Origin of the sequence: Kribbella sp. ALI-6-A, assembly GCF_001984195.1 — a bacterium.
Lineage (GTDB): Bacteria > Actinomycetota > Actinomycetes > Propionibacteriales > Kribbellaceae > Kribbella.
Map to the genome: position 1 here is coordinate 994,752 of NZ_MTQN01000012.1, position 15,206 is coordinate 1,009,957.

Consider the following 15,206-nt stretch of genomic DNA (forward strand, 5'->3'; position numbering starts at 1 on the left):
CAGCTCAGAAGTCGAACTGGTCGATGTTGGCCGCGGTGAACTCGGTCGGTGGGCCGAGCACGATCTCGCCGCTCGCGCCGACGGTGTACTCGCCGAGCTTGCCGGCCTTGAACTTCTCACCCTGGGCGCCGGTGATCTGGCCGGACGCCAGTGCGCCACCGGCGTACGCGGCCAGGTAGCCGATGTCGGCCGGGTTCCACAGCGCGAACTTCTTCACCGTGCCGTCCTTGACGAACTGGCGCATCTGGTTCGGCAGACCGAGACCGGTGATGGCCACCTTGCCCTTGTAGCTGGACGAGCTGACGTAGCGCGACGCGGCGGCGATGCCGACCGTGGTCGGGGACACGATCACCTTGAGGTTCGGGTAGGTCTGCAGCAGGCCCTGGGCCTCGGTGAACGACTTCTGGTCGTCGTCGTTGCCGTAGGCGATCTTGACCAGCTTCAGCTTCGCGTTCTCCGGCTTGGCCAGCTCGGTCTTCATCACCTCGATCCAGGAGTTCTGGTTGGTGGCGTTCGGCGTCGCGGACAGGACGGCGATCTCACCGGAGCCGCCGGCCAGTTCGCTGGCCATCTTCACCAGGCTCTGGCCGATGCCCTGCGTGGTGGCCTGGTTGATGAACGCGTCCCGGCAGGTCTTGGCCGCGTCGGAGTCGAAGGTGACCACCTTGATGCCGGCCTTGCGCGCCTGGTTCAGCGAGGGGCAGACCGCGTTCGGGTCGTTGGCGGCGACCACGATCACGTCCTGCTGCTGCTGGATCAGCGTGTTGATGTAGCTGACCTGCGACGAGGCGCTCGCGTCGTTCGGGCCGACCAGCTTGTACTCGCCCTTGATCTCGCCGACCGCGACCTTTCCGCCGCCGACCTCGACGTCGGTGTAGGGGTTGTTCAGCTGCTTGGGCAGGTAGGCGATCTTCAGGCCTTCCTTCAGCGGCGCGTTCGGGTCGGCGGCGGCCGAGCTGGACGTGCTCGGCGCGGCGGTCGCGTCCCCTGCGGTGCTCTCCTTGGTCGTGCCACCACCGCAGGCGGTCAGCGCGAGGGACAGGACGGCCACCGCCGAGAGCGGGATCGCCGTCGTACGGCGGGACAGGCGGAAGGTCATGAGAGGTCCTTTCTGGACGATGACCGGTGCAGGGACTCGGTGCGGTGCCGGCGGCGGGACACCGCGGCGCGAACGGCGTTCGCGAGGTTCGGAGCCAGGACGGAAGCGATCAGCAGCACGCCGGTGACGACGTTCAGCGCCTCGTTGGACACGTCGGACAGGCGGAGCGCGTTCTGCAGGGAGGCGAGCAGGACGACGCCGGCGATCACGCCGGGCAGCGCGCCCTTGCCACCGAAGATCGACACCCCGCCGAGCAGGACCGCGGCGACCACCGCGAGCTCCAGGCCGGCGCCGTTGTCGGCGCGGGCGCTGGAGTAGCGCAGGGTCCAGAGCACTCCGGCCAGACCCGCGACCAGACCGCTCACGACGTACAGCCAGAACTTCAGCCGGCCGGGCCGGACACCGGCGAACCGGGCCGCCTGCTCGCTCGCGCCGACCGCGAACACCGCGCGGCCGATCGGTGTCGCGTGCAGGACCACGCCGAACACCACGGCCAGCGCGACCACGATGATCAGCACGTTCGGGATCGGGGTGCCGCCGATGGTGCCGGTGACCCAGTCGGTGTAGAGCGCGGGGAAGTCGGCGACCGCGCCGTCGCCGAGCACGACGAAGGCCAGGCCGCGGTAGAGCGCCAGCGTCCCGATCGTCACCGCCAGCGAGGGCAGGCCGAGCACCGTGACGAAGAAGCCGTTCACCGCGCCGAGCACCGCGCCCAGCAGCAGGCAGAGCGGGATGATCGTCTCGATCGGCTGGTTCGCGTTCCACAGGTAGCCCATGACGGCGCTGGACAGGCCGAGCGTGCTGGCCACCGACAGGTCGATCTCGCCGGTCACGATCACCAGCGTCATCGGCAGCGCGACCAGCGCGATGGGCAGCAGGTCGAGGACCAGGAAGCCGAAGTTCTGCGAGGTGCCGAAGTTGGCGACGCTCGCCGAGGCGACGATCAGCACCAGCACGGTGAGGGCGATGATCGCCACGTTCCAGTTGGCGAACCGGCCGGCCAGAGGGCTCGGGCGCTCGGTCACCGACGCGGTCTCAGCTGACATGGGAGCCTCGCTTCTTCAACGACGCGGCGACCCGCGCCGCGACCAGCCGGTCGGCGCCGATCGCCAGCAGGATCAGACCGCCGACGATCGCCTGCTGCCAGAACTGGTTGATCTCGAGCACCGCCAGCGCGCTGCCGATGGTCGTCAGCAGCAACGCCCCGAGCGCCGCGCCCCAGACCGAGCCGCTGCCGCCGAAGACGGCCACGCCGCCGACGACCACCGCGGCGACCACGTTCAGCTCGTATCCCGTGCCCGCCGCCGCGTCGATCGTGCCGAAGCGCGCCGCGAACAGCACGCCGGCCAGCCCGGCCAGCGCCCCGCTGACCAGGAACGCCACGACCGTACGACGACCGACCGCGATGCCGGCGAGTTTGGCCGCCTGCGGGCTGGAGCCCATCGCGTAGAGCTCACGGCCGGCCCGGTAGTTCCGCAGGACGAGGCCGGTGACGACCAGGACCAGCAGCGCGATCAGCACCAGATACGGCACCGACAGCAGGGTCGCGTTGCCGAAGTCGAGGAACCCGGCGGGCAGCTCGTCGGCGTTGATCTGCTGGCCCCCGGCCCAGAAGTACGTGATGCCACGGACGACGTACAGCGTGCCGAGGGTGACGACGAGGGCAGGGACGTTGCCGTAGCGGACGAGGACTCCGTTCAGCGCGCCGCAGACTCCGCCGACGCCTGCGCCCACGAGCAGGGCGACCACGACCGGAAGGCCCGGGTTGTCCCGCAGCAGCGTGCCGACGGTGAAGGCACTCAGGCCGAGCACCGAGCCCACCGAGAGATCGATGTTGCGGGTGATCACCACCACGGCCTGGCCGACCGCCAGAACGGCCAGGATCGCGGTGCCGAGCAGGATGTCGCGGATGCTCTGGGCGGACAGGAACCGCGGGTTCGAGATCGCGGTCACCGCGACCAGCAGAGCCAGCGCGAGCACGATGCCCAGCTCCCGGGCCCGCAGCACGAGATCCAGCGACGACCGGCGCGCGGTCACGCCCGGCAGACCGACGGCCGTCATACCGTCACCTCCTGACCGGTGGCGGCGAACATCACGGACTGCTCGGTGGCTTCGCTGCGGTCGAGCGTGGCGACCAGGCGGCCCTCGCGCATCACCAGCACGCGATCGGCCATCCCGAGCACCTCGGGCAGCTCCGACGAGACCATCAGAACGGCGACTCCCTCCGCGGCGAGATTGGACATCAACCGGTGCACCTCGGCCTTGGTGCCGACGTCGATGCCGCGGGTGGGTTCGTCGACGATCAGCAACTTAGGGGCCATGGACAACCATTTCGCCAGCACGACCTTCTGCTGGTTGCCGCCGGACAATGTGCCGACCTCGTCGCTGAGCCGGCCGTATTTCGTCTTCAGGCGGGTGGTCCACTCCTTGGCCGACCGGCGCTCGCTGCTGCCGGTCAGGAATCCCAACTGGGACAGGGCTCTGGACCGGGGCAGCGTCACGTTGCGCTCGATCGACAGCTCCATCAGCAGGCCCTGCTGGCGGCGGTCCTCCGGGACCAGCGCGACACCGGCGGCCATCGCGGCCCGCGGCGACCCCGGCTTGAGCTTGCGCCCACCGACCTCGACCGTGCCGCCGTCGCGCGGGTCGACCCCGAAGATCGACTGCACGACCTCGGACCGGCCCGACCCGACCAGGCCGGCCAGCGCGACGATCTCACCGGCCCGGACCTCGAAGTCGATGTCGGCGAACACCGGGTCGCGGCGCAACCCGCGGACCGAGAGCACCACCGCGCCCGGCGTGACGTCCTGCTTGGGGAACAGCGCGTCGAGATCGCGCCCGACCATCCGCCGGACCATCTCGTCGACGCTCAGGTCGGCCAGCGGATCGGTGGAGACATGCTTGCCGTCGCGCAGGATCGTGACCTTCTCGCACAACGCGGTGATCTCCTCGAACCGGTGCGAGATGAACACCAGCGCCGCGCCGTCGTCGCGCAGCGACCGGGCGACCGCGAACAGCCGCTCGACCTCCACGCCGGTCAGCGCGGCGGTCGGCTCGTCCATCACCACCACCCGGGCGTCGGCCGACAGCGCCTTGGCGATCTCCACCAACTGCTGGTCGGCGATCGACAGGCCGCGGGCCGGCCGGTTCGGCGCGATCGAGACGCCCAGCCGCGCGAACAGCTGCTCGGCCTGCGCGTGCATCGCGGCCCGGTCGATGGTTTTGAAACGACCCAGTGGCTGGCGGCCCATCGCGATGTTCTCCGCGACGGACAGATCCGGGAACAACGTCGGCTCCTGGTAGATCACGGCGATCCCGGCGGCCTTGGCGTCGGCCGGTGTGGCCAGCTCGATCGGCGTCCCGTCCAGCTCGATGCTGCCGGAGTCCGGCCGGTGCACGCCGGCCAGCATCTTCACCAGGGTGGACTTGCCGGCGCCGTTCTCCCCGACCAGCGCGTGCGCCTCACCGCCGTAGAGGTCGAAGGACACGTTCTGGACGGCGGCGACCGCGCCGAACGACTTCGAAACGTCACGCATCCGTAGCACCGGAGTGTCCGTCGCCATCTCCACCTCCGGGGGTCGCGGCCGAGTGTTGCTGAAAGGTTTCAAGAAGGTTGCCCGAAGTCCAGGGCGGGCGTCAAGAGGCTGATGGGAAGTCTGTGGACAACCACAGCCGAGGCCTGCGGACATCCACAGGTGCGCCAGGTACGCTTCGTGGGCTATCACGTTTCAAGCGGGGAGGCTGCCGTGGCATCATCCAGCGCAGCAGGGCGCGCCGGTGCGCCGGACCCTGCCCCCGACCGCGGGAGCAGCGGGTCGGGCGGTGCGTCTCCGCGCGCTGGTGCAGGTACGCCGCGGAAGGCCTCGCCCGCCGGAACGCCACGGACCGCAGCCGGTACGACGCGGGGAAGCTCCGCCGCCGGACGGGCCGGAGCGGCCTCGACGCGAGGTGCCGCAGCCGCACCACGCAACACCGCAGCGCCGCGTGGTGGAGCGACTGCCCCACGGACCAGTACATCGCCCTCTCGAGGCGGAGCGCCGACGCCGCGTACCGGCAGGACGCCGCGAATCCCGGTCAAACGCGTGCCGGCCACCGCGTCGCGCACCGCCGTACCGGGTGAGACCGCGGCCCCCGGCGCTCGGGTTGCCGGGCGCGGCCGCGGGCGAGGTGCAGCCGGAGTGAAGGACGTGGCCGCGGCGGCCGGAGTCTCGCTCGGGACCGTCTCGAACGTGCTCAACCGTCCGGAGATGGTCAGCCCCGCCACCAGAGCCAAGGTCGAGGCGGCGATGGAGTCGCTCGGCTTCGTCCGCAACGAGTCGGCCCGTCAGCTTCGCGCGGGCAGCAGCCGGATCCTGGCGTACCTGATGCTCGACGCCGGCAACCCGTTCTTCACCGACGTCGCCAAGGGCGTGGAGGAGGCGGCGCGCGAGGCCGGGCTGTCGGTCTTCCTCTGCAACAGCAACGAGGACGCGGCCCGCGAGGCGGACTATCTCGATCTGCTCGAGCAGCAACGCGTCCAGGGCGTGCTGATCACGCCGATCGACCCGCACTCACCCCGGATCACGACCCTGCCCCTGCGCGGTACGCCGGTCGTTGTCGTCGACCGGGCGCTCGACGAAGGTCTGCACTGCTCGGTCGCGGTGGACGACGTCCTGGGTGGCGAGGTCGCGCTGACCCACCTGATCGAGCTCGGCCACGAACGGATCGCCTTCGTCGGCGGCCCGAACACGATCGGCCAGGTCACCGACCGCCGCGAGGGCGCCCGGAACGCACTGGCCGAAGCGGGACTACCCGCGGAGAACCTGATCGAGCTCACCACTGCCGCGCTGACCGTGGCCGAGGGACGCGGAGCCGGTCAGCGACTGGCCGGGCTTCCCGCAGACCGCAGGCCGACCGCCGCGTTCTGCGCGAACGACCTGCTGGCGCTGGGACTCCTGCAGCAATGCGTCAGCCTCGGCCTGCGCGTGCCGGAGGACCTGGCGATCGTCGGCTACGACGACATCGAGTTCGCCGCGGCGGCCGCCGTACCGCTGACGTCGGTTCGGCAGCCACGCCAGCTGCTGGGCAAGACCGCCGCCGAGTTGCTGCTCGACGAGTCGTCCAATCCCGACCACGAGCACCAGCGAGTCACCTTCACGCCCGAGCTCGTCGTCCGGACGTCGACGCGCGGCAAGGGCCGCCGCCCGGATGCGAACTCCGGCGGCGACACCCCGCGCTGACCGTCAGCTGAGGTCGCCGGGCAGACCGCCGGTCGCCACGAGCTCGATGACGTCGTCGGTCGATCGGAGCGCTGCGACAAGTCCGGGATCCGCGGTGGCGAACACGCCGGGGAGGTCGGCTTCGCCCTGGGCCGCGTCGGGTTGGTAGGCCAGCCGCTCCTCGGTCATGGAGAACTCGGTGGTCACACCGGGCTTGTCGCCGCGCGGGTCCTGCCGGTACCAGGTCCCGTCGAGCTGTACGGCGGTCAGGCCGTGCAGGAAGAAGCCGCCCTTGCCGTCGGCCAGGCGCTGGTAGCAGATGCCGGCCGGCACGCCCTCGGCCCGCAGCAGAGCGGTCAGCAGATGGGCCTTGCCATGGCACAAGCCGGCGCCGTGGCCGAGCACCTCGGACGCCGCGACGGTCGGGCGCGGATCGCCGACGTCCATCGAGTGCTTCACCTCGTCGCGGGCGAACTCGAAGGCGGCGCGCGCGAAGTCCGTCGTACCGGGGTGGTCGCGGCGGAGGCGGGCGGCGGTGGCGGTGACGTCCGGATGGGTCGCGTCGATGACTTCGTCCGAGGCCAGGAAGTCGTTCACAGCTTGGAGTCTGACAGAGCGCGTCCATCATGCGAAACCGTTCGTCTCGACTATTGATTGCCAATCTTGACCTGGAGTGCACTCCGGATCAGATCGTCGAGGGCATGACTGATCTGAAGATGTCGCTGGGCGCAATGCTGTTCGGAACGTCGATCGACGAGCGGACGTCGTTCGCTCTGCTGGACCAGTACGTCGACGCGGGGGGCGAGTGGATCGACACCGCCGACTGCTACGCGTTCTGGGTGGACCCGAGCGGGCACGGCGGACAGAGCGAGGAGCTGCTCGGCCGGTGGTTCGCCCAGCGGCCCGGCGTACGGGAGCGGGTGAAGGTGACCACCAAGGTCGGCTGCGAGCCGCTCTGGCCCGGCAGCTTCCCCGAGCACTCGCAGGGGCTCTCCGCGAAGGTGATCGACGACGCACTGGAGACCTCGCTGCGGCGGATGGGCATCGACCACGTCGACCTCTACCTGGCGCACCGGGACGACCTGCAGACGCCGCTGGAGGAGACCGTCGCCGCCTTCAGCAAGCACGCCGCGGCCGGCACGGTGGGCCGGATCGGCCTGTCCAACTACGCCCTCTGGCGGGTGGAGCGGGCCCGCGGTATCGCCGAGCGTCTGGGCGTCACCGGCCCGACCGCGCTGCAGATGCGCTACTCGTACCTGCAGCCCCGCCCGTTCGTACGCAACAAGGCGCACGACCATCGCTTCGGCTGGATCACCGACGAGATGCTCGACTACGCCGACCGGAACCCCGAGCAGGAGCTGTTCGCCTACAGCCCGCTGATGTCCGGCAGCTTCGAACGCTCCGACCGCCCGTTCCAGGAGGCCTTCGACCACCCCGGCACCACCCGGCGCCTGGAGGTTCTCACCGAGGCAGCCGACGAACTCGGCGTCACCCGCAGCGAGGTCGTCCTCGCCTGGCTCACCGGCGGTTCTCCCGCCGTCACCCCCGTGGTCGGCGTCAGCACCCCTGCCCAGCTCGAGAAGGCCCTGTCCGGGGTCCGGCTGGTTCTCCCTGCCGAGCTGCGCACCCGCCTGGACGAGGCGTGGTGAGGGCCGACCGTGTTCGCCGTCGGTTGAGACGGCGCTCAGGTCTTCACGTTGCGTGACGGGAGGCGTAGCGCCCGAACTCATCCGGGCGCTTCCGCCGTGGCTGCTCAGCCGGAGTTGAGCGCTACTCATGAGGGTGCGACGCCGCCCGCGTCCACCGGTCCGGCCGAGATTCTCGTGCCGAGCTCTGCCGGAATTCGAGATGAGGCATCCTCCTGAGCTCGGGTTCGTGACACGCTTTGGGGGTGGACAGCGATGGGTTCTGGGGGCTGGTGGATGCGGCCCGGGAGCAGGTTGACGACACGGTCGCGGATCCGGACGGCGTCGCGGATGCGTTGGTCAAAGAGTTGAGCGGGTTGCCGGCCGAGGAGATCGCCGGGTTCGGAGTACGGCTGGAGCTGTTGATGGGCCAGGCGTACCGGTGGGATCTGTGGGGTGCGGCGTACCTGCTCAACGGTGGGATGGGTGACGACGGGTTCGACCACTTCCGTGGATGGTTGATCGCGCAGGGGCGGGAGACGTGGGAGGCCGCGCTGGCCGACCCGGACTCGCTGGCCGACGTGATCGACGAGGACCTGGACGACACCAGCGACCTGTTCGACGGCGAGGCGATGCTCGCGGTCGGGGCGGAGGCCTACAGCGCGGTCGCCGGGTCGGAGAAGGCGTACTGGGCCGCGGTCGACGCCGGTACGCCGGACTCGCCGGACGTGCCGGGCGGTGAGGAGTTCGACTTCGACGACAAGGGCGAGCTCGCGGTCCGGTTCCCGCGGCTGGCGGCGCTCTACCTGGAGGACTGACCGGCCCTACGGCTGAGCCGGTTCGCCGCCGAGGCGCTCGATGAACGTGCGCAGCGAGCGGCGCCAGCCGGCCTGTCCGGCGTCGGGGTCGGCAGCGGCGAGGCTGACCAGGTGCTGGGTCATCTCGAAACCGGCGACTGCCTCGCGCAGCGCTGTGAGGGTCTCGTCGGGCAGTTGGTCCTCGGTGCTGCCCAGCACTTCGTCGCCGCGGTCGGGCAGCACCTGGTGGGTCGTCCAGCCGCCGAGGCCGCTGGGGACGAGCAGCTCCGGGACCAGCGACTCGTGCGACAGCGAGGCCAGGTCCCGGTTGCCGTTGTCGATGCTGAAGATCGTCGTACCACGGCGGCGGACGTCCTCGATGCGCTCCAGCAGGGTGTCCGCCGGGGTGTCCTCGGAGACCACCAGCAGCGACTCGCCCTTGCCCGAGTCGCGCAGGCGGTCCAGTCCGATCGCCAGGTGGGGCGGAGCGTCCGGCGGCGGCGCCCAGCGGACCAGCGACGGCCGGACGTCCTCCACCCCGGCCCGGTGCAGCTCGTCGTCCAGGTGCGCGGTCAGGTGCCACGGCTCGTCCTCGGGCGGCCCGAACAGCAGCAGGCCGCCCCGACGCGTGGTGTAGCGCCGCAGCGAGTGGGCGAACGACGTGGTCCGCGTGCCGAGCTCGGTGCCGGTCAGCATCTCGCGCAGCAGCGACGCCTTGGTGAGGTCCACTCTCCAAACCTGACACATCCCACCGACCACCGCGACCTGGCGGTACGGCGCCGGTTCCGCAGGCGGTTGTCGGGCAGCGACCCGATCGCTCACTACCATCGGTGCTTGCGGAATGCCGCATGGAGGAGTGATTCGTGTCCCGTAGACGGGTGATCGTGTTGCTGGCGGTGGCCGTCGCGATCCTCGTACCGGCGTGCGTGCTGACCCGGTGGGACCCGTTCAACCTTCGGTACGCGGGGTTCCTGACCGCCGCGTCGACCGGCCTGACGGCAGCGGCCGCCGCGACCTTGGCAGTCCTTGTCTGGCGACGCCGTGCCGTCACGATCGCCGCGGTCGTGCTCGGCTCTTTGGGATTGGTGATCGCCGGGGGCACCGCGTGGGTGTCCGCCGAGCTGTCGCCGCGTGGGCCGGATCAAGACCGGACGGCGTCACCGGACGGCCGCTACGAACTCGTGCGCGTCAGGGGCGTCACCGGATCCGAGGTGCGGCTGCGACGTGACCGCGGTTTGCTGTCGCAGGAAACCGTTGTCTGGTACGACGACGGAGGCAGCCCCAACGGCCTCGACAGCGGAACCGTCGTTCCGACGTTCCGGTTCGTCGATGCGCGCGCCATCGAGGTGACAACCTTCGAGGGGTGCAGCCACCGATCGGGCTTCGACACCACGACATTGGTACTGAAAGAGCACGCACGGCCGTTCCGTGCGAGCACGTGCTGACTCATGACTGCGCTGTAACCATCAGGCGACAGCAAAGGGCAATCAGCTGCACAGCCGTAACCTCCGTCCATGAGTGTCGCGGTAGAGCTGGCCGGAGACCGGCCCGTACGCCCTCAAGGAGACCAGGCGGGCGGTCCGGATCTGGGCTCGCTCACCTTGAAGTTTTCGACGCACGACGCCCGGGCTTTCCGAGCTATCTACTCCCGTGTCTACCGACTCTCGCCGGATGCCACGGATCGGGCGCCAGGCGGAGATGCGCCATGGGACGCGGGGGCAATGCTGACCCCTGCCTTCTCGAGGGCAGCGATCGCTCTGCTGAGCGCTGCGGGCGCTGATCGCAGCTCGGCCAGAACGTCGGCCGCCCGAGCGGCCGCCTCGGTACGCAGGACGAAGGCGCCAACACCTTGCCGCATTTCGATGAGTCCAACGTCGACCAGCAGGACGGCGGTGCGCGCACCGACCGAACCCGCCGAGATAGCGGAACTGAAACTCGTGCTCCGAAGCGGCGTGTCGACTACCCGGAGGCTGTCCAGCAGCGGCCTGTAAGGGAGCGCGCAGCGCCGCGTGGTCTGTACGGCCGACCGACTCAGCCGTCGCGCTTCTGAATGCCGTAGGCCATGACGATGCCGGCCTGGTTGGTGGGGGTCACGCAGAACACGGACGACTCCCCGAGTCTGCTCGGTGCCTTCCACTGGCCGTACAGCGTCGAGGCGCTCCAGTTGCAGCGGGCCCAGACCCGGTAGGTCCCGTAGCCGGACGTGCACTGCGCCCACGCTTTGACGCGGCGGTCGACGCCTGAGCTGCAGTTGGTCGGCGGGGACGGCTCGCGAGCCTCGGCCGCGGTGGTGGTGCCGACCGTCAGGGACAGGCTCACCGCGGTGAGCAGCAGGACCATCGACGCCGCTCGGTTCGGCATCGACACACTTCGTACGGGCAACTTCACGAACGCTCCTTCGACGGGTCTCGGACGACCCAGGCTACGAACCGCGGCTGTCGTCGCACTGCCCGTACTGCGCCCGTACCTGCGCGCTGTCCAACTGGTCGGCAAGGAACCAGTGCTCGCGATGATCAACGCCTTCCCACACAGAGTCCAGCCAGGCCAGGTCGGAGTGAACCGCGGCTCCTTCGTTGCACGAGCACCGAGCGATCGCGATCCGGGTCGGATCCTGGTTGCGGATCCAGTACCGCGGCGGTAGCAGCTTCCTGGCTCGTGACGAGCGGCGCCTGCGGAGGAACTTTCTGCTGTAATTGAAGATATGCGTGTGACCGTGGTCCGGGCGGCGTTCTACTTGGCGGTGATCTCGGCGGCGGCCGTCGTCTGGGGCTCCATCGGCTGGGTGGCGGGGAGCGCGACACCGAAGAGCGCCTACCAGGTCGGCTATGGCGACCAGAACGACGACTGTAGCGAGAACACCCTGTACCTCAACAAGTTCCAGGGCTCGCAGATGGCCTGCACGGTCAAGCTCGCAACGCCATCGCCGTGGCTGGCGGCCAAGGGCGGAGCGGTCGGGCCGTTCAAGGAAGCCGACGTCAACCTGATCGTTTCCAAGGCCACCGCCTTGGCTGCGGACGGCTCCTTGGACGAATCCGACCGCACCCAGATCGAAGCGATCGTGGACGACCTCCGCCGCAGCCACGGCGAACGAACCGGCCCCCGGTCGCCCTCCCAAGCCCGTGAAGGACGCCTGTACGTCGCCATCGCCACACCCCTGTTGATAGGCAGCCTTCTGCTCCTGACCGCGCTGGGAATCCACAGCCGGCGAGCCCGACAACGCCGCTAGCAGTCCAGCCGGGCGACCCGGCCGCCCCACGGTTCGTGACGTTCTGCTGGCCAGGGCCGAGTTCCATTGGTTCGCATCCGACGCCGCTGGGGATTCGGCCTGGATGTTGCAAAACCATTGGTGAACCGACTTGTTCCGCTGATCTACTGATGTGCGACCGTGAGTTGCCCCGTGTCGGAGGTAGTAGTTGTGACGAGCTACAACGCGCTTGCCGAGGTGTACGAGTGGCTCATCTCGGATGCAAAGCTGACTCCGGCCGAGTTCGCTGCGTCGTTCGACGACGTCCTCAGTCTCCTGCCGCCGAACGCTCACGTCCTCGATTGTTCGTGCGGAACCGGACAGTTGGCGGTCGGCCTCGCCGGTCGTGGCATGCAGGTGGTCGCAACTGACGCCAGCGAAGCGATGGTTCGTCGGACCGCGGAGCTGTCCGACGAATTCAGGGCACCTGTCCGGACAGTGCGGGCGGACTGGCAAGAGTTGCCCGACCATTTCGAGGACGACACCTTCGACATGGTGTTCTGCGTGGGCAACTCGCTGCACCATGCCGAGGGCGCGACAGGCAGGGTTGCTGCTCTGGAGTCGATGTCACGGCTCCTGCGCCGTGGCGGGCGCTTGGTACTCACCTCCCGCACCTGGGAACTGGTGAGGGCCAGAGGTTCCCGCCTGGACATCAGTAACCGTCTTGTCCGCCGCAACGGGCGCAATGCCGTCGTGGTCTACCGCTGGGAAATTGCGTCACAGTGGGAGGAGGAGCACCACATCGAGATTGCGATCGCGGAAGTTGATGCGGCTGGGTCGGTTCTTGTCCGCTCGGAACTGCTGTCGTGCTGGCCCTACCCGTACGACGCACTCGCAGCCGAGTTGCGCCAGGTCGGACTCCGGCCGGAAACGAGCACGTACGACCCTGAGGCCGAGAACTACATGGTGGTGGCGAGCAAGGTATAGACCATCGGCAGACAACCCTCTAACTGGCCTCGGACGGGGGCACGAGACTGCTCAACTGTCGGGAGTTCATCAGGACGTCAGCTGTCAGTCTTTCTCAGCCCCGCGGTTGCGTGACCCGACGGTCAGCGTGGCCGTGAAGAGGCCGAAGAAGGCAGCGGCGAGCGCACCCCACATGTAGCCAGCCGGCCACCACGAGGGCGCCAGCGCTTTGCCGATCATGGTGACGATCCAGAAAGTACCGCCATGGATCAGCACGAGAAGCCACCAAGGAGCTTTCGCCGTCAGGTAGTTGCGCATGCCAGAGTTATAGCCAGAGCACGGGGCAACTCCCGTCACACGAGCGCTTCGAAGCTGAACCGGCCGTCGACCGAGACACCCGCTCCCGGCCAGCACGATCCCGCCATGCAGAACTGGCCTTCAGCGGCCGAGCCTCCGGTCGACGCTACCGCCGGAACAGCAGACGGTCCTCGGCAGCGAAGTCCAGCGGGTACGGCGTGAAGCCCGCGGCGACGGCGAGTTCGGTCAGCGCGGGGGCGGTCCAGCGGTGGACGTGGATGTTCATCGGGTGGCCGCCGTAGCCGGAGGTCTTGTGGGTCGACTCCGAGCCCGCGTGGAACCCGAGCATGAGAACCCCGCCGGGAGTGAGCACTCGGTGGAACTCGGCGAAGGCGGTCGGGACGACGTCGCGGGGCAGGTGGATGATCGACCACCAGGACACGATCGCGCCGAGGGCGGCGTCCGGTAGGTCGAGGGCTGTCATCGAGCCGACCCGGAAGTCGAGCGACGGGTGGTCGCGGCGGGCGACCTCGATCATGCCGGGGGACAGGTCGACGCCGATCACGTCCAGGCCGCGCTCGGCCAGCGAAGCGGTGGTGCGGCCCGGACCGCAGCCGGCGTCGAGAACCGGGCCGGCGCCGGACAGCGACGCCAGCAGGTCGAAGGCGTCCGGTTCGCCGTCGGCGGGGTCGACGACGCGTTCGGCGTACGAGACCGCGACGTTGTCGTAGGACCAGGCGATGTCGGCGAGGTAGTCAGTCACCCGGCCGACCCTAGAGGTGGCCGGGGACAAACCGACCACGCTCAGGAGCTGATCTGGTCGGCCCGTTTCTGCAGGTAGTCGCGCTCCGGCATCGACGTCGTACGCCGGGCCGCCAGCAGGTAGCTCGCCCGAGCGCCGTCCAAGTCGCCGGACATCTCCAGCAGGTGGGCCCGGACCGCCTCCAGTCGGTGGTGGTCCTTCATCCGGCCGTCCGTGTCCAGCGGCTCGAGCAGCGCCAGGCCCTCCTTCGGGCCGACGGCCATGCCGACCGCGACCGCGTGATTGAGCCGGACCATCGGGTTGTCCGAGATCTGCTCCAGCACCTGGTAGAGCGCGACGATCTGCCGCCAGTCGGTGTCCTCGGCCCGCTTGGCCGTTCCGTGCACGGCTGCGATCGCCGCCTGCACCTGGTACGGCCCGAGCTGCGTCCGGGCCAGCGCGTCCGAGACCAGCTGCTCCCCCTCGGCGATGGCCGCCTCGTTCCACTTCGACCGGTCCTGCTCGGCCAACGGGATCAGCGAACCGTCGGGCGCGGTCCGGGCCGGCCGCCGGGCGTCGGTGAGCAGCATCAGCGCGAGCAGGCCGGCCACCTCCCCGTCGTCCGGCAGCAGGCGCCGTACGCCGCGGGCCAGCCGGATCGCCTCGGTGGTCAGCTCGGCGCTGTGCAGGTCGTCGCCGGACGAGGCGGTGTAGCCCTCGTTGAAGATCAGGTAGAGCACGTGCAGCACCGCGCCCATCCGCGCGTCCCGCTCGGCCTCCGGCGGCATCTCGAACGTCGAACCGGCCTGCTTGATGCTCCGCTTGGCGCGGCTGATCCGCTGCGCCATTGTTGCCTCAGGCACCAAAAACGCCGCCGCGATCTGCGCGGTGGTGAGACCGCCGACGGCGCGCAGCGTCAGCGCGATCTGCGAGGCGGGCGACAGCGACGGGTGGCAGCACAGGAACAGCAGGGTCAGCGTGTCGTCCCGCCCGCCCAGGTCGTCGATCTCCGGACTGGGAGCGACGAACTCCTCCGGCGACGCCATCGTCGCCGCGTTCTCCTCGCGTTTGCGCCGCGCCGACTCGCTGCGGAGCAGGTCGGTCAGCCGCCGCGACCCGACCCGGATCAGCCAGCCCCGCGGGTTGTCCGGCACTCCCTCGCCCGGCCACTGCTGGGACGCGGCGAGCAACGCCTCCTGAACCGCTTCCTCGGCCAGGTCGAAGTGCCCGTAGTGCCGGACCAGCGCGCTGAGCACCTGCGGTGCCTGCTCCCGCAGCAGCATCTCGAAGTCGCTCAC

At 69.5% G+C, this 15,206-nt stretch carries 16 protein-coding genes; 6 read left to right on the forward strand and 10 right to left on the reverse strand.

The features are described from left to right. Positions 1-4: 4 nt before the first annotated feature. The 4 genes from rhaS to BWI15_RS31230 are packed head-to-tail and all read right to left on the reverse strand — an operon-like array spanning position 5 to position 4,635. Positions 5-1,099, reverse strand: a complete 1,095-nt coding sequence (gene rhaS, locus BWI15_RS31215; protein ID WP_077018104.1) for a rhamnose ABC transporter substrate-binding protein — start codon at positions 1,097-1,099, stop codon at positions 5-7. Then, positions 1,096-2,145 (reverse strand): ABC transporter permease, encoded by a 1,050-nt coding sequence (locus tag BWI15_RS31220; protein WP_077018105.1) that lies wholly within the window; start codon positions 2,143-2,145, stop codon positions 1,096-1,098. Before BWI15_RS31220 ends, rhaS begins: the two co-directional genes overlap by 4 nt. Beyond that, the gene (locus BWI15_RS31225) at positions 2,135-3,160 is read right to left on the reverse strand and encodes an ABC transporter permease (protein WP_077018106.1); all 1,026 of its coding nucleotides are present in this window, start codon (positions 3,158-3,160) and stop codon (positions 2,135-2,137) included. The genes BWI15_RS31220 and BWI15_RS31225 overlap by 11 nt, the downstream gene beginning before the upstream one ends. After that, positions 3,157-4,635 carry a sugar ABC transporter ATP-binding protein gene (locus tag BWI15_RS31230; RefSeq protein ID WP_237771540.1) on the reverse strand — a complete coding sequence of 493 codons (1,479 nt, stop codon included), beginning with the start codon at positions 4,633-4,635 and terminating at the stop codon, positions 3,157-3,159. The genes BWI15_RS31225 and BWI15_RS31230 overlap by 4 nt, the downstream gene beginning before the upstream one ends. A gap of 642 nt (positions 4,636-5,277) precedes the next feature. Here BWI15_RS31230 and BWI15_RS31235 point away from each other — a divergent pair. Next, positions 5,278-6,318: a LacI family DNA-binding transcriptional regulator gene (locus BWI15_RS31235; protein ID WP_077018108.1), complete on the forward strand. Its 1,041-nt coding sequence runs from the start codon at positions 5,278-5,280 to the stop codon at positions 6,316-6,318. 3 nt (positions 6,319-6,321) lie between these two features. Here BWI15_RS31235 and BWI15_RS31240 read toward each other — a convergent pair whose 3' ends face one another. Next, complete coding sequence (locus BWI15_RS31240) at positions 6,322-6,894, reverse strand: transglutaminase-like domain-containing protein (RefSeq protein WP_077018109.1); 573 nt, start codon at positions 6,892-6,894, stop codon at positions 6,322-6,324. 104 nt (positions 6,895-6,998) lie between these two features. On the opposite strand from BWI15_RS31240, the gene BWI15_RS31245 reads away from it, so the two are divergent. Next, positions 6,999-7,946 (forward strand): aldo/keto reductase, encoded by a 948-nt coding sequence (locus BWI15_RS31245; protein WP_077018110.1) that lies wholly within the window; start codon positions 6,999-7,001, stop codon positions 7,944-7,946. Positions 7,947-8,188: 242 nt separating this feature from the next. After that, positions 8,189-8,740, forward strand: a complete 552-nt coding sequence (locus tag BWI15_RS31250) for a DUF4240 domain-containing protein (protein WP_077018111.1) — start codon at positions 8,189-8,191, stop codon at positions 8,738-8,740. A gap of 6 nt (positions 8,741-8,746) precedes the next feature. Here the strand turns inward: BWI15_RS31250 and BWI15_RS31255 are convergent, their stop codons facing one another. Further along, the gene (locus tag BWI15_RS31255) at positions 8,747-9,448 is read right to left on the reverse strand and encodes a hypothetical protein (RefSeq protein WP_077018112.1); all 702 of its coding nucleotides are present in this window, start codon (positions 9,446-9,448) and stop codon (positions 8,747-8,749) included. A gap of 134 nt (positions 9,449-9,582) precedes the next feature. On the opposite strand from BWI15_RS31255, the gene BWI15_RS31260 reads away from it, so the two are divergent. Then, positions 9,583-10,164, forward strand: a complete 582-nt coding sequence (locus tag BWI15_RS31260; RefSeq protein WP_143466025.1) for a hypothetical protein — start codon at positions 9,583-9,585, stop codon at positions 10,162-10,164. 586 nt (positions 10,165-10,750) lie between these two features. Here the strand turns inward: BWI15_RS31260 and BWI15_RS31265 are convergent. Next, positions 10,751-11,107: a hypothetical protein gene (locus tag BWI15_RS31265; RefSeq protein ID WP_143466027.1), complete on the reverse strand. Its 357-nt coding sequence runs from the start codon at positions 11,105-11,107 to the stop codon at positions 10,751-10,753. A gap of 313 nt (positions 11,108-11,420) precedes the next feature. Here BWI15_RS31265 and BWI15_RS31270 point away from each other — a divergent pair, with 313 nt between their 5' ends. Both BWI15_RS31270 and BWI15_RS31275 read left to right on the forward strand, forming a co-directional pair. Then, entirely contained in the window at positions 11,421-11,945 is a 525-nt protein-coding gene (locus tag BWI15_RS31270) for a hypothetical protein (RefSeq protein ID WP_077018115.1), read from the forward strand. Positions 11,946-12,134: 189 nt separating this feature from the next. Then, on the forward strand, positions 12,135-12,890 hold the full coding sequence (locus tag BWI15_RS31275) for a class I SAM-dependent methyltransferase (RefSeq protein WP_077018116.1): 756 nt from the start codon (positions 12,135-12,137) through the stop codon (positions 12,888-12,890). Positions 12,891-12,974: 84 nt separating this feature from the next. On the opposite strand, the gene BWI15_RS31280 is transcribed toward BWI15_RS31275, so the two are convergent. From BWI15_RS31280 to BWI15_RS31290, 3 genes are all read right to left on the reverse strand, one after another. Beyond that, entirely contained in the window at positions 12,975-13,187 is a 213-nt protein-coding gene (locus tag BWI15_RS31280) for a hypothetical protein (protein WP_077018117.1), read from the reverse strand. Positions 13,188-13,332: 145 nt separating this feature from the next. Further along, positions 13,333-13,929, reverse strand: a complete 597-nt coding sequence (locus BWI15_RS31285; RefSeq protein WP_077018118.1) for a class I SAM-dependent methyltransferase — start codon at positions 13,927-13,929, stop codon at positions 13,333-13,335. Positions 13,930-13,970: 41 nt separating this feature from the next. Beyond that, positions 13,971-15,206, reverse strand: a complete 1,236-nt coding sequence (locus BWI15_RS31290; RefSeq protein ID WP_083751121.1) for an RNA polymerase sigma factor — start codon at positions 15,204-15,206, stop codon at positions 13,971-13,973.

Bases quoted from the DNA above. Each gene is read 5' to 3' on its own strand.
- rhaS (WP_077018104.1), bottom strand. From the start codon at position 1,099: ATGACCTTCCGCCTGTCCCGCCGTACGACGGCGATCCCGCTCTCGGCG.
- BWI15_RS31220 (WP_077018105.1), bottom strand. From the start codon at position 2,145: ATGTCAGCTGAGACCGCGTCGGTGACCGAGCGCCCGAGCCCTCTGGCC.
- BWI15_RS31225 (WP_077018106.1), bottom strand. From the start codon at position 3,160: ATGACGGCCGTCGGTCTGCCGGGCGTGACCGCGCGCCGGTCGTCGCTG.
- BWI15_RS31230 (WP_237771540.1), bottom strand. From the start codon at position 4,635: ATGCGTGACGTTTCGAAGTCGTTCGGCGCGGTCGCCGCCGTCCAGAAC.
- BWI15_RS31245 (WP_077018110.1), top strand. From the start codon at position 6,999: ATGACTGATCTGAAGATGTCGCTGGGCGCAATGCTGTTCGGAACGTCG.
- BWI15_RS31270 (WP_077018115.1), top strand. From the start codon at position 11,421: ATGCGTGTGACCGTGGTCCGGGCGGCGTTCTACTTGGCGGTGATCTCG.
- BWI15_RS31280 (WP_077018117.1), bottom strand. From the start codon at position 13,187: ATGCGCAACTACCTGACGGCGAAAGCTCCTTGGTGGCTTCTCGTGCTG.